Origin of the sequence: Acinetobacter sp. TY1 (genome assembly GCF_048551395.1) — a bacterium.
In the GTDB taxonomy this organism is placed as follows: domain Bacteria; phylum Pseudomonadota; class Gammaproteobacteria; order Pseudomonadales; family Moraxellaceae; genus Acinetobacter.
The window spans coordinates 118,512-139,676 of record NZ_JBLYZK010000008.1; the positions used below are offsets into that span (position 1 = coordinate 118,512).

General features: G+C 37.2%; 23 protein-coding genes. 14 read left to right on the forward strand and 9 right to left on the reverse strand.

Going from position 1 to position 21,165, the window contains the following annotated elements:
* Nucleotides 1-12: 12 nt before the first annotated feature.
* Together ACK2M2_RS07355 and ACK2M2_RS07360 are read right to left on the reverse strand one after the other, a co-directional pair.
* Complete coding sequence (locus ACK2M2_RS07355; protein ID WP_419347086.1) at nucleotides 13-450, reverse strand: acyl-CoA thioesterase; 438 nt, start codon at nucleotides 448-450, stop codon at nucleotides 13-15.
* A gap of 263 nt (nucleotides 451-713) precedes the next feature.
* Nucleotides 714-1,871, reverse strand: coding sequence for an iron-containing alcohol dehydrogenase (locus tag ACK2M2_RS07360; RefSeq protein ID WP_419347088.1), 1,158 nt, complete (start codon nucleotides 1,869-1,871; stop codon nucleotides 714-716).
* A 120-nt stretch (nucleotides 1,872-1,991) separates the two neighbouring features.
* On the opposite strand from ACK2M2_RS07360, the gene ACK2M2_RS07365 reads away from it, so the two are divergent.
* The 4 genes from ACK2M2_RS07365 to ACK2M2_RS07380 are packed head-to-tail and all read left to right on the forward strand — an operon-like array spanning nucleotide 1,992 to nucleotide 5,767.
* The gene (locus ACK2M2_RS07365) at nucleotides 1,992-2,516 is read left to right on the forward strand and encodes a low molecular weight protein-tyrosine-phosphatase (protein WP_419347091.1); all 525 of its coding nucleotides are present in this window, start codon (nucleotides 1,992-1,994) and stop codon (nucleotides 2,514-2,516) included.
* Complete coding sequence (gene murB / locus ACK2M2_RS07370) at nucleotides 2,516-3,550, forward strand: UDP-N-acetylmuramate dehydrogenase (protein WP_409511487.1); 1,035 nt, start codon at nucleotides 2,516-2,518, stop codon at nucleotides 3,548-3,550. Before ACK2M2_RS07365 ends, murB begins: the two co-directional genes overlap by 1 nt.
* Before the next feature lie 9 nt (nucleotides 3,551-3,559).
* Nucleotides 3,560-4,738 carry a YdcF family protein gene (locus ACK2M2_RS07375; protein ID WP_419347095.1) on the forward strand — a complete coding sequence of 393 codons (1,179 nt, stop codon included), beginning with the start codon at nucleotides 3,560-3,562 and terminating at the stop codon, nucleotides 4,736-4,738.
* On the forward strand, nucleotides 4,739-5,767 hold the full coding sequence (locus ACK2M2_RS07380) for an alpha/beta hydrolase (RefSeq protein WP_419347097.1): 1,029 nt from the start codon (nucleotides 4,739-4,741) through the stop codon (nucleotides 5,765-5,767).
* Between the two features lie 75 nt (nucleotides 5,768-5,842).
* Here ACK2M2_RS07380 and ACK2M2_RS07385 read toward each other — a convergent pair whose 3' ends face one another.
* The gene (locus ACK2M2_RS07385; protein ID WP_419347100.1) at nucleotides 5,843-6,259 is read right to left on the reverse strand and encodes a hypothetical protein; all 417 of its coding nucleotides are present in this window, start codon (nucleotides 6,257-6,259) and stop codon (nucleotides 5,843-5,845) included.
* Between the two features lie 409 nt (nucleotides 6,260-6,668).
* Nucleotides 6,669-8,207, reverse strand: coding sequence for a threonine ammonia-lyase, biosynthetic (ilvA, locus tag ACK2M2_RS07390; protein ID WP_409511483.1), 1,539 nt, complete (start codon nucleotides 8,205-8,207; stop codon nucleotides 6,669-6,671).
* 116 nt (nucleotides 8,208-8,323) lie between these two features.
* On the opposite strand from ilvA, the gene rpiA reads away from it, so the two are divergent.
* The 3 genes from rpiA to ACK2M2_RS07405 all read left to right on the forward strand — a co-directional run bounded on the left by rpiA (nucleotide 8,324) and on the right by ACK2M2_RS07405 (nucleotide 10,396).
* Nucleotides 8,324-8,995 carry a ribose-5-phosphate isomerase RpiA gene (gene rpiA, locus ACK2M2_RS07395; RefSeq protein WP_419347102.1) on the forward strand — a complete coding sequence of 224 codons (672 nt, stop codon included), beginning with the start codon at nucleotides 8,324-8,326 and terminating at the stop codon, nucleotides 8,993-8,995.
* A 180-nt stretch (nucleotides 8,996-9,175) separates the two neighbouring features.
* Nucleotides 9,176-9,850, forward strand: coding sequence for a SprT family zinc-dependent metalloprotease (locus ACK2M2_RS07400; protein WP_419347105.1), 675 nt, complete (start codon nucleotides 9,176-9,178; stop codon nucleotides 9,848-9,850).
* Nucleotides 9,851-9,979: 129 nt separating this feature from the next.
* Nucleotides 9,980-10,396, forward strand: coding sequence for a bleomycin resistance protein (locus ACK2M2_RS07405; protein WP_419347108.1), 417 nt, complete (start codon nucleotides 9,980-9,982; stop codon nucleotides 10,394-10,396).
* 115 nt (nucleotides 10,397-10,511) lie between these two features.
* On the opposite strand, the gene ACK2M2_RS07410 is transcribed toward ACK2M2_RS07405, so the two are convergent.
* Both ACK2M2_RS07410 and ACK2M2_RS07415 read right to left on the reverse strand, forming a co-directional pair.
* The gene (locus ACK2M2_RS07410; RefSeq protein WP_419347110.1) at nucleotides 10,512-11,327 is read right to left on the reverse strand and encodes an alpha/beta fold hydrolase; all 816 of its coding nucleotides are present in this window, start codon (nucleotides 11,325-11,327) and stop codon (nucleotides 10,512-10,514) included.
* Between the two features lie 160 nt (nucleotides 11,328-11,487).
* Nucleotides 11,488-12,084: a hypothetical protein gene (locus ACK2M2_RS07415; RefSeq protein WP_419347112.1), complete on the reverse strand. Its 597-nt coding sequence runs from the start codon at nucleotides 12,082-12,084 to the stop codon at nucleotides 11,488-11,490.
* 223 nt (nucleotides 12,085-12,307) lie between these two features.
* Here ACK2M2_RS07415 and argC point away from each other — a divergent pair, with 223 nt between their 5' ends.
* The 5 genes from argC (at nucleotide 12,308) to ACK2M2_RS07440 (ending at nucleotide 17,339) form a co-directional block, all read left to right on the forward strand.
* Nucleotides 12,308-13,357, forward strand: coding sequence for an N-acetyl-gamma-glutamyl-phosphate reductase (gene argC / locus ACK2M2_RS07420; protein WP_419347115.1), 1,050 nt, complete (start codon nucleotides 12,308-12,310; stop codon nucleotides 13,355-13,357).
* Between the two features lie 79 nt (nucleotides 13,358-13,436).
* The gene (locus ACK2M2_RS07425) at nucleotides 13,437-14,174 is read left to right on the forward strand and encodes a DUF6776 family protein (RefSeq protein ID WP_419347118.1); all 738 of its coding nucleotides are present in this window, start codon (nucleotides 13,437-13,439) and stop codon (nucleotides 14,172-14,174) included.
* A gap of 19 nt (nucleotides 14,175-14,193) precedes the next feature.
* The gene (clpS, locus tag ACK2M2_RS07430; RefSeq protein WP_419347121.1) at nucleotides 14,194-14,607 is read left to right on the forward strand and encodes an ATP-dependent Clp protease adapter ClpS; all 414 of its coding nucleotides are present in this window, start codon (nucleotides 14,194-14,196) and stop codon (nucleotides 14,605-14,607) included.
* A gap of 12 nt (nucleotides 14,608-14,619) precedes the next feature.
* The gene (gene clpA, locus ACK2M2_RS07435) at nucleotides 14,620-16,896 is read left to right on the forward strand and encodes an ATP-dependent Clp protease ATP-binding subunit ClpA (RefSeq protein WP_419347123.1); all 2,277 of its coding nucleotides are present in this window, start codon (nucleotides 14,620-14,622) and stop codon (nucleotides 16,894-16,896) included.
* Nucleotides 16,897-16,985: 89 nt separating this feature from the next.
* Nucleotides 16,986-17,339, forward strand: coding sequence for a YnfA family protein (locus ACK2M2_RS07440; RefSeq protein ID WP_419347126.1), 354 nt, complete (start codon nucleotides 16,986-16,988; stop codon nucleotides 17,337-17,339).
* 13 nt (nucleotides 17,340-17,352) lie between these two features.
* On the opposite strand, the gene ACK2M2_RS07445 is transcribed toward ACK2M2_RS07440, so the two are convergent.
* The 3 genes from ACK2M2_RS07445 to ACK2M2_RS07455 all read right to left on the reverse strand — a co-directional run bounded on the left by ACK2M2_RS07445 (nucleotide 17,353) and on the right by ACK2M2_RS07455 (nucleotide 19,873).
* Nucleotides 17,353-17,823 (reverse strand): hypothetical protein, encoded by a 471-nt coding sequence (locus tag ACK2M2_RS07445; protein ID WP_419347128.1) that lies wholly within the window; start codon nucleotides 17,821-17,823, stop codon nucleotides 17,353-17,355.
* 353 nt (nucleotides 17,824-18,176) lie between these two features.
* Nucleotides 18,177-19,097, reverse strand: coding sequence for an ornithine carbamoyltransferase (gene argF, locus ACK2M2_RS07450; protein WP_419347130.1), 921 nt, complete (start codon nucleotides 19,095-19,097; stop codon nucleotides 18,177-18,179).
* A gap of 122 nt (nucleotides 19,098-19,219) precedes the next feature.
* Nucleotides 19,220-19,873, reverse strand: coding sequence for a TetR/AcrR family transcriptional regulator (locus ACK2M2_RS07455; protein ID WP_419347133.1), 654 nt, complete (start codon nucleotides 19,871-19,873; stop codon nucleotides 19,220-19,222).
* Nucleotides 19,874-20,124: 251 nt separating this feature from the next.
* On the opposite strand from ACK2M2_RS07455, the gene prpB reads away from it, so the two are divergent.
* On the forward strand, nucleotides 20,125-21,009 hold the full coding sequence (gene prpB, locus ACK2M2_RS07460; RefSeq protein ID WP_419347135.1) for a methylisocitrate lyase: 885 nt from the start codon (nucleotides 20,125-20,127) through the stop codon (nucleotides 21,007-21,009).
* 1 nt (nucleotide 21,010) lies between these two features.
* Nucleotides 21,011-21,165, forward strand: a 155-nt coding sequence (locus ACK2M2_RS07465) for a citrate/2-methylcitrate synthase (RefSeq protein WP_309137208.1), incomplete at its 3' end; no start/stop codon positions are given.

Below are 21,165 nucleotides of genomic sequence, written 5' to 3' on the forward strand. Positions count from 1 at the left end.
AACGTCCTTGCATTAGGCCTGGACGAGAAATTTTTCTAGAGCACTGCGCATTTCAGGCGAAATCGGGGTGCTTTTTTTTGTTTCACGTTCGACAAAAACATGCACAAAACTGCCTTGAGCCGCAGCTTGATCTTGTCCCTGTTTAAAAATGGCGAGATCGTAAGTAACTGAACTATTGCCCAATTTACTAATACCGACTGCAACCTCAATAATTTCTGGATAAGTCAGTTCTTGCATAAAATTACAGGAAGAATTGACCACTAAACCAATATTAGGTGAATGGTGAATGTCAAAACCTGCATGCTGAATCAGCAAGGAATTGGCTGCGGTGTCAAAGTAACTATAATAGGTTACATTATTGACGTGCCCATAAATATCATTGTCTGCCCAACGGGTCTGGATGGGTAAAAAGAAAGCATAATCTTGGCGTTGTTTGATGGTTGGTTTCATGTGAGTTTTATTCTTAATTCAGTCAATATTGGATCTCTTGCATAAGTTATTCATCGAACATATTCAAAGTTTAGATATGAGTTCCCTGTTCCTTTAGGAGAGGGGGCGGGAGAGATATTTATTTATATCCCCCTCATTCTAGTTCTCTCTCTTTCAGGAGAAAGGAATTTTTAACTTAAAATTTAAATAATGAAAAATGTTCAGTTTTTGACTTTTGCAAGAATGCTATTAGAAGAGAAGCATTTAATACTCCATTTCAGCCATTAGTAAATGGCTTGATATATTTTCAATGCATGTTCATAAGTCATTTCTCTTGGATTATTTTGCAATAATCGTGTTTGCAACATAGCATCGTGTGCGAGAGTTTCGAGCATATGTTCAGGAACGCCTAAATCTCGTAGTTTTAATGTGAGTCCACTGCCATCCAAATGCCTTTGAATGTGATCAATAAATAAATCACATAAACCATCAATACTGCCTTTGCTATATGGGTCAAGCCATTGCATCAGTTCCGCATATAAATGTTTGGCATTGGGTGCATTAAACTTTAGGACTTCAAGTAAAACCAATGCATTGGTATGCCCATGTGAAAGATGGAAATGTCCACCCAATGGATAGGCGAGTGCATGTACAGCCCCAACGGGTGCATTGGCAAAAGCCTGCCCAGCAAGCATTGAACCGAGAAGCATATTTTGTCGTGCTTCAAGATCTTGTCCATTGACTAAAACGGGTGTGAGATTTTTGTTGAGTAGCTTTAAGGCTTGTTTTGCCAGCATATCGGCATAAAAATTCTTTTTGATTTTAGAAGTGTAAGCCTCAATAGCATGCACCATCGCATCTATACCTGTGGCAGCGGTAATATGTGCAGGTAAGCCTGTGGTAAATGTGGCATCCAAAATGGCAGTATCGGCATAAAGAATTGGAGAAACAATGCCTGTTTTTGTGGTTTCACCTGTGGTGACAATCGAAATAGGTGTAACTTCTGAACCTGTACCTGCTGTGGTAGGAATTAAGATCAATGGTAAACGAGGTGCTTTTGCATTATTTACGCCATAGATATCTTGAATAGATTGGTTTTGACGAGGATCTGCTAACAATGCAATTACTTTGGCAACATCCAGTGAGCTTCCGCCCCCAAAACCAATAATGGCATCGACCTGATGTTGTTTAGCAAAAGAGACGGCTTCGAGCATGATGTGTTCAGGTGGGTCGGCTTGGACATCGGCATAAATTGCATATTCAACTGAAACATCTTGAAAAATATCTAAAATAGGGACATGCAGTTGATGCTGTAACATACCGGGATCAGTCACAAGTAGGATTTTTTTGTACTGTGCATCTTTGATTAGTGTTGCTAGTTGTTGGATAGAGCCAATTCCAGAAATAATATTTGCCGTGGTCTGAAACTGAAATTGGTTCATACGTATTTTCCTTAATCTGTCATCATAAATTAAACATTATTGTCTTACGATTCTATAGGATTCACCCTATAAATAACTTAACATAGGCATCTATAAAATAAATGTATTTTTGAGGTTGTTATGTCGTTCAGAACGCCCTATAAGGTGTTATGTGTATGTCTTGGAAATATCTGTCGTTCACCCACTGCAGAAGTGGTGCTCAGACATTACTGTGACAGTGGACAACTGAATGTGATTATCGACTCAGCTGGAACAAGTAATTACCATCCAGGCAAAGCGCCTGATTTGCGTAGTCAACAACATGCGCTAAAGCGTGGTTATGATTTATCTAACTTGCGAGCAAGACAATTATTAATATCTGATTTTCTTGATTTTGATTTAATTTTAGCGATGGATTCAGAAAATTATAATAATATTCAACGCTTAAAAAAAACTGCAATGACTGAATATGGAGTGGAAAAAATTCGTGCAGAAGTTGCACTAATGAGTGAACATGACACGATTTACCCAAAACAAGCTGTGCCAGACCCATATTATGGAGATGCAAGTGATTTTGAGCGTGTACTTGATCAGTGTGAGTCGAGCAGTCAAGCATGGTTAGAAGTCTTTCAAAAGGCAAAATCCGAAGTTAAAGGAGTAGTTTGATGAATATTCAATCTCAAATTCAGCTCAAACCTTTTAATACTTTAAGCCTTAATTCAATTGCTTCACATTATGTTGAAATTAATGAAATGGCTGATCTTGAGCTGGCGCTTGCTTATGCAAAAGAACAGCAGTTGAATATTCTGATTCTATCAGGTGGAAGCAATATGTTATTGCCTGAAAAGATTCACGCATTGGTGATGCATATGAATATTCAGGGTATTGATGTATTGGCAGATGATCAAGATACTCAAACGCTTCGTGTTGGTGCAGGGCAAAATTGGCATGATTTTGTACTATGGACTACGACTCAAAAAATCTATGGCTTACAAAATTTAGCCTTAATTCCAGGTTTAGTTGGGGCTGCACCTGTACAAAATATTGGTGCTTATGGCGTAGAGGTTGGTGATTTTATTCAATCGGTTGAAGTGTATGATCGTGTTTTAAATCAAACAGCGAGTATTTTGGCACAAGACTGTAATTTTGCTTATCGTCATAGTATTTTTAAAGATGATCCGAATCGCTATATTATTACTCATGTTGTTTTTAAACTACTCAAACAGCCAAATTTGAAAATAGATTATGGCGATTTAAAAACAGCAATGCAAAATGATTTAACACCTGAAAATTTGCAACAGCAAGTAATTTATATTCGTCAAAGTAAACTGCCTGATCCGAAAGATTATCCAAATGCAGGAAGTTTCTTTAAAAATCCAGTCATTACACAGCAAGAGTTTGCACCTTTGTTGGATAAGTTTCCCAATATTCCGCACTACCCACAAAAAAATAATCAGGTCAAAGTTGCTGCAGGTTGGTTGATTGATCAAACGGGATGGAAGGGCAAACAGCTTGGTCAGGTGGGGATGTTTGCTCAACAAGCCTTAGTTCTAGTGAATTATGCAAATGCTTCATTGACCGATGTCCAAGAAACGTATTGGGCAGTGCAGCATGACGTGTTGCAGAAATTTACTGTACGACTTGAACCTGAACCCGTAATGTTTAATGATCAGGGCTTAATTCAGCCACATGTGGGTTAATTGAAAACTATGCAGAAACAGCATTGGATGATTCGACTTGTACGTTTTCTCTCGATATTTTTCGTGTTATTCGGCTGTTTCATTGTTTTCCTTTACACGCCATTTTATTCAAATATGATGGTAAAATTGCTCAATGCAATTGTTCCTGTAGAAGTTAATCAGGTTGCAGCAAAAAGTCAGCAACAAGCAAGCCTTTCAACCGATGAAACTTTAGAGCCAGGTTCTAGACTTTGGGTTGCACGTCAGGTTTATTTAAAATTGGTTGAAACAGCATTAAAAAGTAAAGATCCACAAGATTTAAGTGTGCTGCAGGCACGATATCAGCAATTGCAAAATGAAATTCGTCAGGACAGTGAAAAGAAACAAGCTGAAGAAAAAGATAAAAAAGAGCAAATATCCATTCCGCTCATTATACCGCTTGTAGAGCAAGCGGCATCAGAGGCGAGCGCTGTTCAATTGGAACAGCAAAAAGACCCGATTGCTGAGTTGCTTACACTGAATAATACCGATAATAAAGCTCTGATGGAGGAATATGAGCAATATTTAACATCACATGACGTTAAAATTGAAACTGAAGCTGAACAAGAAGCAGTGAATCAGCAAGTCAATCAAGATATTGCTTATTTAAATACTCAAAATAATGAGACGGAAAAAGGTTCGGAAGACAATAATGTAGCAAATCGACCTTATGCCATTGTGATTTTAGGTGGAGGTTTAACCCTTGCCGATAATCAGAAAGATATCGTGATTAATAAATATACCCGCTTAAGATTGGAAACCACATTAGCCTTGGAAAAACAATTTAGTTTACCTATTGTACTGAGTGGTGTAGAAGCACCCTATATGCAACGTTGGCTTGAACAACGTGGTATAAAAGCAAAATTACTTGAAAATCGTAGTATGAATACCTGTGAAAATACCCGTTTTAGCTCATTATTATTACAAAAAAAAGGGGGGGCACCGACTGTGTTATTAATTACAGATCGTTATCATATGCCAAGAACACGACGCTTATTTGCCTTAAATGGAATTGCCACTATTCCTGTGGAAGCACCGATGCCAACGACATTAACCCAATGGCAACCGGCTAAACAAAACTATGATCATAGTCGCCGTGCTAATTATGAAATGTTGGCGACCATTCGAGATATGTTATTTGGTTCAAGTGGCTGTAGGGAGGTTCCATAAATGTCAGATATGCCATTTTTAAATCCAACTGTGCTTAAACAGCTTGATTTACCCGTACCAAGTCGTGACGAAACACCTCATTTACTTGAAGCATTAAATTTAAACCGTTCTTATCATCCATCACGTGAATTGCAGGCATATAGCCGCTTATATGGTTTTGATCAGTTAGAATGCGATTATTGGCAGGGCTATATTCAAATGCCGCTATTTAAATTGCATGTTCAGGTTTTTAAGCCACAGATTGAGAATATTAAAGGTACAGTATGTTTACTGCATGGTTATTTAGAGCATAGCGGTATTTATCAACCGATTATTCGTGAGTTGTTAGAACAAGGTTTTAGTGTTCTAACCTATGATTTGCCAGGGCATGGATTAAGTGATGGTTCACCTGCCAATATTAAAAATTTTGATCATTATCAAGATGTTTTACATGCAGTATATCAGTATGTAAAAAGTGCAGATCAATTACCTAAACCTTGGTTGGGCATTGGGCAAAGTACTGGTGGTGCAATTTGGATGCACCATTTACTTGAGTATGCTCAGCGCCGTGAAAACCCGATTGTGCAACGTGTTTTATTGTTATCACCTTTGATTCGTCCTGCGAAGTCAGCATGGTGGCATAACTCGATTGGCTTAGGTATTATCCGCCGTATTAAACGTGAAGTACCTCGTCATTTCCGCCGTAATAATCATAATCCTGAGTTTTTGCGTTTTGTGCGCTTAAAAGATCCTCTACAACCACGAATGATGGGTATGGATTGGATTTTAGCAATGTCAAAATGGATGCAAGAAATGGAAGCTCGACCCGCATGTCGAATTCCAGTTTGGCTTGCACAAGGTGCACAAGATCAAACCGTAGATTGGCGCTATAATATTGAATTTATTCGTCGTAAATTCCGTTTACAAACACTTCTAATGCTTGAAGAGGGTTCTCATCAACTCATTAATGAGAGGGCAAGTATTCGGGCTGCATTAACAGGGTTGATTCCTGCTTTTTTACACGCGCATTCAACAGCTGAAATTTATTAATTTATGTTTACTAAATTATTTGTATAAACCTGACTATTATTCGCATTAAATGAGTTTAAGGGTAATGACATAACTTTATGACTTTAACTTTTGGTTTCTAGATGTGTGTGTATTATGCTCAATAACATGATGTTGAAAGTGTGGATCGATATAAAAGAAGTAAATACTCATTGCTGAAATGGTCCAAAATACACCACTCCAAACTAATGAAAGACCTTGTTGTGCAAAAGTTTCATTGTTTAGATAAATACGTGCAATATACATCAGCGCCCATAAGAGACTCATATAGCATGTCGTTGTAATATAGGGATGTGCTGGTGCGAGGCGTAACATCGAAAATGGTACAATAATGAAGCTTAGGCATTGAAAGACCACAGCGGTGATGCTTAACCAAGAATTGGTAGAATAAGAAATATTCACCAAACTAAAAAAAGTATTGATAATGAGCAGTAAAATCAATGGAAAGATTAAAAAATTTCTCCAACTTTTCATATTCACACCCTTATTTAAGCTTGGCTTAATTATAATCAATATGGTTTTGAACTTAGGGTTAAATTATGTATATAAATCGGAGTGGGTGGGTTTGGGTTAAAAATGACGATAAATGATGAATATGTGACAATTTTTGTAAGGTTTGAGAGCGGTAAGACCAAGAAAAGTCACTTAGAATATGTAAAGAAAGAATAATAGAAATACTTTTATGTATTTAAGTTTTATAAAAATTGTTAAATATGTTTAAAGTAAAAAATATCATATAGTTGCTATAAATTTTTTATTTGAAGATGAATAGGTATGTATACTCAGCATAGTTTTAATTAAAAGTGTAAAATAAAGTATAGTAGTCGAAAAAATAGCCTGACAGGCAGGCTATTTGTGTTTTAATTCATTGAAGTTAAAATATTTATTTTAAAAAGCGTTGGTAGCCCAAGTTGTTGGTAATTTCCTCATAAGGATAAGTAATACTTTCCAATGTTTCAATTAAACCATCAGGATTTTGCTGCGCATCTTCGGCTTCCAAACCCACTAAAACACGACCTTCAGCTGCACCATGATTACGATAATGGAACAAAGTAATATTATGTGTAGGACCAAGACGTTCTAAAAACGTCAGTAATGCACCCGGACGTTCAGGGAACTCTACACGGAATAAACGTTCATTTTCAATATCTGCATGTCCGCCAACTAAGTAGCGAATATGGAGTTTTGCCACTTCATCATCAGACAAATCATCAATATCATAATTGGTGTTGAGTAAGTCGTAGATATCTTGACGTTCTTTGTCACCAGCTTTTAAGCTAATGCCCACAAAAACTTGTGCAGCACTTGAGCTACTTGCACGGTAGTTGAACTCTGTAATGTTACGACCTTGCAAAGCACGACAGAAGTTAAGGAATGAGCCTTTTTCTTCAGGAATGGTTACAGCAAAAATGGCTTCTTTACGCTCTCCCAACTCTGTACGTTCGGCAATATAACGCAAACGATCAAAGTTCATGTTTGCACCACAGACAATGGAGACCATATTTTTATTTTCTACGCCATGTTCGGCAACGTATTTTTTAATCCCTGCCAAAGCCATTGCACCAGATGGTTCGACAATACTACGGCATTCATCATATGTATCTTTAATGGCAGCACAGATTTCATCGGTATTCACAAGGATGACATCACGCTCAACGATCGGACCTGAATTATCCGATTTTTGCAGTTGAATCACTTCAAATGGTTTCTCACCAATTTGAGCAACGGCAGTACCATCGGCAAATAAGCCCACTGAAGGTAAAATCACACGCTTATTGGCTTCAAATGCAGCTTTTAAACACGCTGATTCATCATATTCCACAGGAATAACTTTGACATGCGGTGCAACATCACCCAAATAAGCTGCAACACCTGCGATTAAACCGCCACCGCCGACTGCAACGAATACATATTCGACATCACGCCATTGGCGTAAAATTTCATTGGCAATGGTGCCTTGTCCAGCCATGACCAATTCATCATCATAAGGTGGGATGAAGGTCATACCTTCATCAGCAGCACGTTGAATGGCATATTTATTCGCAACATCAAAAGAATCGCCATGTAATACAACCTGGCCACCTAAACGTTTCACCGCTTGTACTTTAATATCAGGCGTGGTTTTTGGCATGACAATAATTGCAGTAATACCTAGCTTTTGACCCGATAGTGCTACACCTTGTGCATGATTGCCTGCAGAAGCGGTAATTACGCCACGTTCAAGCTGAGATTTTGTTAATTGACTTATACGGTTGTATGCCCCACGTAACTTAAAAGAGAAGACCGGCTGTAAGTCTTCACGTTTGAAGCGGATATTATTATTGAGCTTCTCACTAATTCGTGGCGCTGCTTCGAGTGGAGTTTCGATTGCAACGTCGTAGACCGTTGCCTGTAATATTTGTCGAACCAAACGAGACAGCATGTTAATTTTCCATCTAACAGTTTAAAATGAGCGCTCATTGTAACAAACCCCTGTACATTTGCGTTTTAAAATTATGCAAAATGTGCAAAGAATCTGAAAATTTATAGAGAGATGTCATGAGCCTTTATGCTACCCAGGACGAGAAAAAACAAGCTGCAGCCCAAGCCGCTTTAAAACACTTACCAAAAGGGGGGATTTTAGGCGTAGGTACAGGCAGTACTGTGAATTTCCTCATTGAACTTTTGCCTGAATTACAACTTGAAGCAGCCGTTGCGAGTTCTGAAGCAACAGCACAACGCTTGAAAAAACTGGGTATTGAAGTAGTCGATATGAACCATGTTGGCGGTTTAGATGCTTATGTGGATGGTGCAGATGAAATTGATCGTCATATGCATATGATCAAGGGTGGTGGTGCTGCATTGACGCGTGAAAAAATTGTAGCTTCTATTGCGAAAAAATTTGTATGTATCGTAGATGATTCAAAATGGGTCGATCAGTTGGGTCGTGATTTCCCGCTCCCAGTTGAAGTTATTGCAATGGCACGTTCTGCTGTTGCACGTAAAATCGTTTCTCTAGGTGGTGATCCTGTTTATCGTGAAGGTGTTGTGACAGATAATGGTAATGTTATTTTAGATGTCTTTAATTTAAATATTTTAAATGCATTAGAGTTAGAAAAAACACTGAATAACATTCCAGGTGTTGTATGTAATGGTATTTTTGCAATCAATAAAGCAGATATTGCCGTAGTTGCGACCGATAATGGTATTGAAGAGCGCACAGCGGTTTAATTTATTGATTCAATGATATTTTTAAAATTTAAATGAATATTTATCTTCATTTAAATTCGTATTGAAAGTTCCTTCTCCCTTGAGAGAAAGCTAGGATGAGGGGGTAAAAGAAAACCTTTCTCTAGCCCTCTCCTAAAAGGAGGGGGAACTCTAAATCTGATTATAAAACTATAGAATAAAATGACCCCAAACTTACCTGAAATTCAAATTAGTAATCATGCACGAGCGACTCGTTTACGCTTACGTGTTGAACCCACTCAAATTCGTTTAACTGTACCGAAATTTTGTACAAAACGACAGATTAATGATTTTTTACAACAGTCTGAACAGTGGATGATTGAAACATGGCAGAAACAACAAGAAAAATCAGGGCAAGTTGATAAGGTATTACCAATAGAATTAAAGCTTTTTAATTTAGAGCAACCTTTAAAAGTCACTTATCAAACACAAAAAAAATCTTATATCCTTGATGAGCAAGATCATCAATTATTAATCAGTGATCGTGAGCCTGCACTTTATTTAAAAGCCTTTGTGATTGCTTATGCCAAGCATTATTTACCCATCTATTTACAGCAAGTCAGTTCGGAAATTGGTTTAAAATTTGCTGAATGTGCTATTCGACAGCCTAAGACTCGTTGGGGCAGTTGTACATCTAAACATGATATTATGCTCAATAGTGCGTTGGTTTTGTGTGATGTCGCAATGGCACGTTATGTCTGCGTACATGAGTTAGCACATACACAGCATTTTGATCATAGTTCTGTGTTTTGGGCAGAAGTTGAAAAGCATGATGCAAATTATAAACATCATCGGAAAATTTTAAAAAGTAGTGTAATGCCATGGTGGTGGGCATGAGAGAGTATGTGAACTTTTAATTTAAGTTAAAATGAGAAAGTGAAAATCTGTAAAACCATAAGATATAACGGTCATATCTAAATAAAATATCGGTTTTTAAATTTCTTATTGATAGGGTTAGATTTATAAGTGAAATGGAATGCGTTAGTCCCTGAATTAATCGTAACTGATCTAGAGAAAAGTTATTATTTTTGGGTGAATATTCTTGGATTTTCGGTAAAGTATCAACGGACTGAAGACAAATTCATGTATTTAGAACTCAATGGTGTGCAGTTCATGTTAGAAGAGCTTCAGGACGATCAATGGGTAACAGGAGAATTGAATTATCCATTGGGCAGAGGGATAAATTTTCAATTAGAAGTTAAACAACTTGATGATATTTTAAATCGCTTACACAAAGCTCAGTGGTCAATATTTTCAGGATTGGAGGAGCGTTGGTATCGTGCGGAAAATGTAGAGCATGGGCAAAAACAATTTTTAGTTCAAGATCCTGACGGTTATTTATTGAGAATTATTGCAGTCATTGGAGATAGAGCAATATCTTAAATTTTAAAATTAAATCATTATATGTACGAGTTTTAATTACTTTAAGTTTTGATAATTTATTGTAAAATATTGATAAATTTTTATGACGTTCAAATAAGAGATGGAATTTATTAATTTAGGCATGATTTAACCATTCCTGAATTAATTTCACTACTTCGTTAGGCTGTTTAATCCAAACAGCATGCTGATTACCTTTGAGTTCTCGGGTTAAATCTAAAGTTTCAATTTGAGGATGTTTAAAATAACAACTTAAACCGAGCATTGAACGCATTGGGGCAAAATCATCACCCAGTAAAGAGATAAATAAAGCATCATTTTTAATAATATTTTCAAGTCCAATGATGTGCCTGTAATGACCTGTAAAAACCACTTTTGACCAATCTCGCATGAGTGACTTTGTTTCACGGTTTCCAAAAGAAATTTTATAACCTGCAAAATAACCATCTTTTAGAATCATGGTATTAATCACAGTCACCGCTTTTAAAATATTAAACTTGCCTTTTAAGTCCCAATTTTTGAAACCAATATTCCCAGTTGCTATACCAATCACTTTATTATCATGATTCTGTGTGTATAAAGTTGCTAAATGTCCACCTAAACTATGACCGAATAGGATTGGTTTTTGGCGTGTTGTTTCTAAAGCAAGTTTTTCAAGTTGAGGGATGAAATTATTTAATAAATCGGCATAACCAAAATCAATATCGGCAGATACAAGAGGTAAATTTCTTCCACAGTTGGGATAATCTGCAACCACGACATTTAAATTATTTTGAGAAAGTGTGGAAATTAACTTTTCATATTTACTCATTGCAATACCTAGTGCAGGAAGTAAAATAATCGTATGTTTATTCTCTGAATGTGAGTGAATATCTACCAGAATTGGATATTGATTAAAATGAATTGTTTTGTGGGTAAGTGCCATATTTTTCATTATTTACTCCTGGAAAATGTTCATTTCAATCATTATCGGTAGTCCTAATTTATTCATTAGGGCTGTCCGAGATTGAGGATTTCTTTTGGCTTCGGTCTTTAATCGTTGTTTGAATTGAGTATTAAATTGATAACGTGGATATAAACCTAAAACGTCCTCTCTAAACGTGCTGGAAAAATAAAGCCAAGTCTGTTCCAATCACGTCACACGAAGTTGCTTTTTGTAGTAATAAAACTTCTTTCGATATACTTTGATTATTCTCATCCAAATAGCCATTCATATGTAGGCAAATAGCATTGGAAATATTCTCCGTTTTTTCTTGAGGATAATGGTGCTTTACACATAAGATTTCTGATCGTAACGAACTTTCAAAAGTAAAGCATTGACAAGTGTAGTGTGTAAGGTCGTCAACCAAACCTAAGTCGTGCATTAAACTGGAAATCAGTAAACTTTCTTCATCAAATTGCCATTGTTTATTTTGAGCAATAGCAACGCCCCAAATATAACTACGCCATGAATGATTGATTATGGCTTGATTACCAGTATTTTCTAATTCGGCAATAGCTTCTTTAACAATGGGTGTATCAGGAATTTGAATATCAGCGAGTTGAAACGTATTTTTAGTGGATGGCTTTTCAATAAATGTTTTAGTGTAATTTAACGTCGCAGGCACTAAAACCTGTTTAATTAGTTGGATTTTTTCTTTAAAACTTAATGTTCCATGACTTATATTCATCCATTCCCGAGATCCAATCATCTATTTATTATCCTGACTAATAAAGTTAGAGTAATTGCTCTAATTTATAGTGTGTAGATATTTTGTCAATAAGAAGTTTAGTCTTGGAATTTTATAAAATGGCAATCATATAAGTTAAAAATGAACAAAAAAGATTGAATTCATCAAAACTGTTTAGAAAAATACAACTTCCTGTCATACTACATAGTTGAAAAATGGATACTTTGCATTAGAGGTTAAAATCGTGATTTCAGTTGGTATTGTTGGCGGAACGGGTTATACAGGTGTTGAATTGTTGCGTCTATTACTACGACATCCAAATGTACAGGTAACTGTACTGACATCACGTACTGAAGACGGTCGCCGTGTTGATGATATGTTCCCTAACTTGCGTGGACATACAGACCTCAAATATTCAGATCTAAATATCGATGAACTAAAAAAATGTGATGTTGTATTCTTTGCAACCCCACATGGTGTGGCGATGAAACATGCAGAAGAGCTTTTGGCTGCAAATACTAAAGTGGTCGATTTAGCTGCAGATTTCCGTTTACAAGATTTAGAACAGTTTGAAAAATGGTATGGCATGCAACATGCTTGCCCAAATATTTTAAAAGATTCAGCTTATGGTTTGTCTGAGCTGAATCGTGAAAAAATTAAAAATGCTAAAGTGATTGGTAATCCAGGTTGCTACCCAACTACTGTGCAATTGGGTCTTGCGCCATTATTTAAACACGTTGAAACATTGGTTAAACCTGAAAGCATTATTATTGATGCAAAATCAGGTGTTTCAGGTGCAGGGCGTAAAGCAAGTTTAGGTATGATCTATTCTGAAAATGCAGATAATTTTAAAGCCTATGGTGTGGCAGGACATCGCCATCATCCTGAAATTGTGGAAGCTTTAGAAAATATTTCAGGTTTAAAAAATGTATTTGATCATATTTTATTTGTGCCGCATTTAGTGCCGATGATACGTGGTATGTTAAGTACAATTTATATCGATTTGACTGATGCAGGCGAAGCAGCAGATTTACAAAGTTTGTATGAGCAATTCTATGCCAATGAAACTTTTGTAGATGTGATGCCAGCAGGTAGTTCACCTGAAACACGTTCGGTACGTGGTGCGAATCAGTTACGTATTGCATTGCATAAACCGCAACCTAAACGCTTAGTGATATTGTCAGTACAAGATAACCTTGTGAAAGGTGCGGCAGGTCAAGCTGTGCAAAATATGAATTTAATGTTTGGTTTTGCGGAAGATGCTGGTTTGCAAGGCATCGGATTATTACCATAAAAAACGCTTTAAAACTTCACACACATTTAACTTTAGCGTTAAATGTGTGTTTTGACGCTATCAATATTCAGAGATGACGATGCAGAACACAGAAACCAAAACAACGTCGCAACCTAAAAAATCATTTATGAAAGGTAATATGCCGATCATGATCGGCGGTGTTGTATTATGTGCAGGCAGTATCCTACTTGGCTATACAGTTGGACATCGCCAAGGTTTATCGGTTGTTGGTTTTGATGCAGACGCAGAACAGTTGGTTGAAGTGGTCAAGCAACAGAAAATTACACTCGATACTTTAAACAAGAATCTCAATTTGGCTGTGCAAGAACGTGATGTTGCTGTAGACAGTTCAAATGATCTTGTAAAAGCTTTAGAGCTCAGTAAATCTGAAAAAATGCAGGTCGATGGTATGAGCGGGATTTACCGTGAAGTACTACGTCAGCGTGGTGGTGTAAGTTTGACTGTACAAAATTTGGCAGTTAAAGCATTACCTGAAAATGCTTTTGAATATCAACTTGATTTGATGCAAGTCAGCCCATCACGTCGCCGTACATCAGGAAACGCTGAAATTCGCTTAATTAATGGGACTGAAGTTCTTGTTGTTCCAATGGAAGTTAGTAACTTTAATTTTGAAAATTTTGAACGCCTAACAGGGCGTTGGACAATGCCCAAAGGTTTTGCGCCACAATATATTGAAGTTCGTTTAAATGGTGCAACACCTGCAATTAAGCGTTTTAGTTGGCAAAAAGGGAATGCTGTAGATTCATCTGCGGCATTTGCAGCAGAAGTTCCGCAAGCGGAAGCGAATGTTCAATAAGTTTATGAAAATAAAATATATGCATAGTTCTAAATCTCAACCCAACTTACATGATGTCAAAATATCATTCCAACAAACAGGTCTGATTGATTGGCATCTTAGCCCTCGTATGGCTGAAAACCCGATAGAACATGAGGGTGACGGTGATTTAGCCGTGCAAACTGCACCACCTGAATTAAAACGTCCACCTTTGTATGCTGTTGTTTTAATGAATGATGATTACACTCCCATGGACTTTGTAATCGAAGTTTTACAACAATACTTCGCATTGAATCTTGACCAAGCGACCGAAGTAATGCTAACAGTACATTATGAAGGAAAAGGTATTGCAGCGATCTACCCGCGAGACATCGCAGAGACGAAGGCAAACCAAGTAAACAACTATGCTCGATCACAAGGACATCCTTTACTCTGTCAGATCGAGCCACAATAATAAGGGGGTCTTATGCTCAGTCGCCAATTAGAAGTTTCTTTACGTTTGGCTGTTAGTATGGCTCGTCAAAAGAGACATGAGTTTTTAACAGTTGAACATTTATTACTTGCTTTACTCGACAATGACGCAGCAGTTAATGCTTTAAAAGCATGTGGCGCAGATATTGTTACTTTACGCAAAGAATTAGAAGAATATGTAGATCAACATACGCCAAAGCTTGGTGAAAATAGCGACCAAGCACCACATCCGACTGAAAGTTTTGACCGTATTTTACAGCGTGCTATTTTTCATGTTCAATCGAGCGGTGGTGATCGTACAGTAGAAGGTGCAGATGTATTGGTTGCAATGTATTCTGAACGTGATTCATTCGCAGTGTATCTACTTAAACGCCATCAAATTAACCGTTTAACATTGACACAATACTTGTCACATGGTGGACGTAAAGAAGAAATTCAGGTTGAAGAAGAATCTGAGGAACTTGACGGTGAATCAACGTCTTCTGCCAATGCAGGACCACTTGAGCTGTATACCTTAAATTTAAATGTCGAAGCGCAAAAAGGTAAAACCGATCCACTTATTGGTCGTGAAAAAGAAATTGAGCGTGCAGCACAAATTTTGTGCCGTCGCCGTAAAAATAATCCCTTGCTTGTTGGTGATCCTGGTGTGGGCAAAACCTCGATTGCTGAAGGTTTGGCATGGTTAATCGTCAATGGTAAAGCACCGAAACCACTCGCGAATGCTGAAGTATTCAGCTTAGATATTGGTGCTTTGGTTGCAGGGACAAAATATCGTGGTGATTTTGAAAAACGCTTAAAACAATTGTTGAATGCATTAAAGAAAAAACCTGAAGCAATTTTATTTATTGATGAAATTCACATGATTATTGGTGCGGGCTCAAGTATGGGCAGTACCATGGATGCATCGAATTTGATTAAGCCTGCTTTGGCAAATGGAACTTTGCGCTGTATTGGTTCAACCACATTCCAAGAGTATCGCCAAGTCTTTGAAAAAGATCACGCATTGTCACGTCGCTTCCAAAAAGTGGATGTCAATGAGCCATCTATTTCAGAAACAGTAGATATTTTACGTGGTTTAAAATCACGATTTGAAGAATTTCATCACGTGCAATATGAAGACAGTGCGTTGGTTTCTGCGGTTGAGTTGTCATCTAAGTTTATCAATGATCGTTTCTTGCCAGACAAAGCAATTGATGTGATTGATGAAGCTGGTGCACAGCGTCGTTTAAAAGCAGAGCAAGATAATACGGTCATTACAGTAGAAAATATTGAAGACATTATTTCTAAAATTGCACGTATTCCATCTAAAACAGTGTCGAAAGATGATAAGTCGGTACTTGAATATCTTGAGCGTGATTTAAAACGTGTAGTTTTTGGGCAAGATGAAGCCATTACTGCATTGGCATCTGCAATTAAGCTATCCCGTGCGGGATTGAAAGCACCAGATAAGCCTGTGGGTAGTTTTGTGTTTGCAGGGCCTACAGGTGTTGGTAAAACTGAAGTTACGAAGCAATTGGCGAAAATTTTAGGTGTGGAACTTGTACGTTTCGATATGTCAGAGTACATGGAACGTCATGCTGTTTCTCGCTTAATTGGTGCGCCTCCAGGTTATGTTGGTTATGATCAAGGTGGTTTGTTGACTGATGCAATCCATAAAAATCCACACTGTGTTTTGTTACTTGATGAAATTGAGAAAGCACATCCAGATGTGTTTAACCTATTGCTTCAAGTCATGGATCATGGCGCGTTAACTGATAATAATGGTCGTAAATCGGATTTCCGTAACGTGATTATTGTTCTAACGACTAATATTGGTGCAGAAAGTATATCGCGTACAAGTATTGGCTTTACTGAGCAAGACAACAGTAATGATAATCAAGAAGCAATGAAACGTGCCTTTGCACCAGAGTTCCGTAACCGTTTAGATGGCGTGATTCAATTTAAATCATTGCCAACGACTGTTATTGATTCTGTAGTTGATAAATTCCTAACTGAACTTCAAGCACAACTTGATGAGAAAAGAGTGGTTCTTGAGGTTGATCAGTCCGCTCGTGATTGGATGGCTGAACATGGTTATGACCCATTGATGGGAGCACGACCAATGCAACGCCTGATTCAAGAACACTTGAAAAAGCCACTTGCTGAAATGATTTTATTTGGTGAATTGGCTGATCATGGCGGTAATGTTGCGGTTACTGCGAAGAAAGAAGATGGTAAAGTGGTTGGCTTGAATCTTGAAGTATTTGAAGATGAAACGGCTGAACCTGCTTAGAGTTATTTAAAAAGAACAAAAAACCCGTGTTGATCGCGGGTTTTTTGTTGTGAGATTTATATATGAATTTTGGAAGAGTGGCGTAATTTATGGATATACAGATCACCAAAGTAATAACGACATTTTTTTTATTTTTTGTGACAGCTATTGCAGAAATTTTAGGTTGTTATTTTCCATATTTGATTTTAAATCAAGGGAAAAGCCAGTGGCTATGGATTCCTACTGTCTTGAGTTTGGCAGTTTTTGTTTGGCTTTTGACTCTGCACCCTGCGGCATCGGGGCGTATTTATGCAGCCTATGGTGGAATTTATATTTTTACGGCTTTAATGTGGTTGCGTTTTGTTGATCAAGTGAGTCTGAGTCGTTGGGATTTATTGGGTGGGGCTGTGGTTTTGATTGGAGCTGCAATGATTATTTTGCAACCCCAAGGTTTAATTCGTTAATGTGAAATCAAATTTAGAAAGTACATTGCGTATTTTTAAGATTGATTTGATAGCTTTTTTTCTGTGATGTGAGTGTTATATTGGCAGCATATGGATTTTTACGCTGAAACTCATGATTGAAAATGGAAGAGCAGTTATCAAGTAAACCTTCGGTAAGTAATTGTTTGGTTTTTTCTTGTCCAGTAGATTGTGCAAATTGTGCAAAATCTTCAGATGTAATAAGCCCTTGAATTTCAATGTGATCAGTATGGAGTTGCATTTTTTCAATAATCGTATTTTGATCGACCTGAATAGGGAGGACGCGAGAGTCTTCGTCATTCAGTGCGCTTAAAACATCCTTTAAGTATTGTTTGTTGATAATTTTATATTGAGTATCGATTATATTTTTTTGTTGTAAATATTCATCGACTTCTGATGCAAAAGATGATGTGGTAAGTAAGTTGATTGAAAATATAGAAATGGCTAGAATTGTTTTAAATTTCATAAAAATAATACACATATTAAAATTAAGAGTATGTTTCGATTATAAATAGTATTTTTGACTTTATGGGAATATATTTGTATATAAAGATTTTATTTATTTTTTGAAATATTTGGGGGAAATATTATGAAGATACTAATATTTTTGGGTGATGAGAGAATGATAAAAAATATCCATTATATTGATTATCAATAATAATTTTTAAGAGTACTGATCTGTAGGTCGGCTCGGAATTTGATCAATATTATGATTATACTTAGTAAAATTTTAGATTATATTTTGAGCTTTGGTCATGATATTTAGTCATTAAAAAGGCCTTGATTAACAAAGCCTTTTTAATGACTAATTAAAAAATATTAATCTTTTTTGAGATTTTCATTGATTAAAAATTCAACCAATGCTTTTTGAGCATGTAAACGGTTTTCAGCTTCATCCCAAACGACTGAGTTTTTATGGTCAAGTAAACTCATTGAAATTTCTTCACCACGATGTGCAGGTAAGCAGTGCATAAATAAACAATCTGCATGTGCTAAATCCATTAATTTTTCATTCACTTGATAATCAGCAAATGCTTTTTCGCGAATTTTTTGCTCTTCTTCTTGCCCCATGCTTGCCCAAACGTCAGTCACGATTAAATCAGCATTTACGGCAGCATCTTCTGCTGACTCAACCAATTCTACACAGTGTGCAAATTCAGATAGAAATTCAGGTTTTGGTTCATAGCCTTTTGGTGATGCAATTTTAAGATTGAAGCCCCACATGTGTGCTGCTTCAATATATGAATTACACATATTGTTGCCATCGCCAATCCAAGCCACTGTTTTGCCTTCAATTGAGCCACGGTGTTCAACAAAAGTTTGTACATCTGCAAGGAGTTGGCAAGGGTGATGATCATCAGTTAATGCATTGATGACAGGGACGCTTGAGTATTCTGCAAAACGTTCAACAATGTCATGACCAAAAGTACGAATCATTACGACATCAAGCATGCTTGAAATGACACGAGCAGAATCTTCAATTGGCTCGCCACGCCCTAATTGAGTATCGCGCGAAGATAGAAAAATTGCGCTACCACCAAACTGAGTCATTCCTGCTTCAAATGAAACGCGAGTACGAGTGCTTGATTTTTCAAAAATCATTCCCATGACTTTGCCAACGAAAGGTTGGAACACTTCATTGTTGTGTTGTTTACGTTTTAATTCCTGCGCACGTTCAATAATGCGATTTAACTCAGCGGTAGAAAGATCACGTAAAGTTAGAAAATGTCGTAGAGTCATGGTTACTCCACAATAATTGCTCAGTCAATAAACAAATTGACTCACAATTCATTGTTGGTTGATGAGATAAAAAAGATAGGGAATGGTCTAATATACTATAAGTCAAATGAAATGCAAAAAAACTAGTGCTTTTGATGAGCATCTAGAAAGCGATCGACACAATATTGAATGTAGTTGCTTATTTCTTGTTCTGTTTTTTCAATAGGGGTGTTCATGATGATATGCCATTCCAGATCACGAATAATACCAAAGTAAAGTTGTGCAGAATATTCAGGTTGCGTGCAATGAATTAACTTATTTTGATGTGCTCTGGTTAAGGCATTTTCAATAGCTTTTTGAATATGGCGAGGTCCTTGCTCCATAATATAACGAGCAAGTTCAGGACTACGTTGAGCTTGTTCAACAATAAGGCGTAAAAAGGCAGCATTTTCGGGCTGAATAATATGTTGGTAAAAATTCTTCAGCGTTTGAATGAGATAGTGACGTAATTGATCTTGTTGGCAATCAAACTGGTTGCAAATGTCTTTAAAAAATATTTCACATCGATAATCACAAATGGCCGTAAATAAACCATCTTTACTGCCAAAATACTTATAAATACTGGCTTTAGAACCTCCAGCATGATGAACAATATCATCAAGTGAGACTGCATCATAACCACGCTCAAGAAATAGCTGATTTGCGCTAAGTAAAAGGGCAATACGACGCTCATGACCTCTCTTTGTCTGTGGAGTGTCACAAGCTGATGCTTCAAACTGATCCGAATGTTTATTCATAAATGAGGGGTATTTAGCGTCAATAATAATTGGGTGACAGTGATTATAGCAAATTGCAATAGAAAATTCCGTTTAGAAAAGAATTGCAAAGGATGCATTTTTTTTGTACAAAGGGTCTAAAAAATGAATTGATATTCATTTTTCTTGGACTAAAGTTTTAGAGTATTTTGCCTAAAGGGTCATAGCGTTGACGAAAAACTTACGGATATACTCGAAGCTCGATAAATATAGTAATTACTGTGGAAAGGGATATGACAGAACAAACATCTGCAGGCTTAAGATTTAGACAAGCACTGGAAGTAGAAAAACCATTACAAATCATTGGAACGGTCAATGCTTATGCAGCCATGATGGCAAAACAGGTGGGTTACAAAGCCATCTATCTATCGGGGGCAGGTGTTGCGAACTACTCATACGGCTTACCTGACCTAGGTATGACCAGTCTAGACAATGTACTTGAAGATGTACGTCGAATAACTGAACGTGTAGATACACCACTCCTTGTTGATATCGATACAGGTTGGGGCGGAGCATTTAACATTGCTCGTACCGTTAAACAAATGATTGCAGCGGGTGCAGCAGCGGTTCACATTGAAGACCAAGTGGCACAAAAGCGCTGTGGCCACCGTCCAAACAAAGAAATCGTGACTCAACAAGAAATGGTTGATCGTATTAAAGCAGCGGTGGATGCCAAAACAGATTCTAACTTTGTGGTAATGGCACGTACCGATGCACTACAAAAAGAAGGTCTACAAGCTGTGATTGATCGTGCATGTGCATGCGTAGAAGCAGGTGCAGATGCAATCTTTGCTGAAGCAATGACTGACATTACGATGTACAAAACAGTCTGTGATGCAGTGGGTGTACCTGTACTTGCAAACATCACTGAATTTGGTGACACACCTTATTACACCACTGAAGAATTAGGTGAACAAGGCATTTCAATGGTGCTTTACCCATTGTCAGCAACACGTGCAATGCAAAAAGCCGCACTTGAAGTATTCCAAGCCATTCGTAAAGACGGCACACAAGTGAATGTTCTCGACAAGATGCAACAACGCAAAGAACTCTATGAATTCCTTGACTATCATACCTTTGAAAATACATTAGACAAACTCTTCACGGAAGGAAAATAAAATGGCTGAAGGAAAAGTACTCACAGGCGCAGGACTGCGCGGACAAGTTGCAGGCAAAACTGCACTTTCAACTGTAGGCAAAAGTGGCGCAGGCTTAACATATCGTGGATATGACGTTCAAGATTTGGCGGAAAACTGCCAATTTGAAGAAGTTGC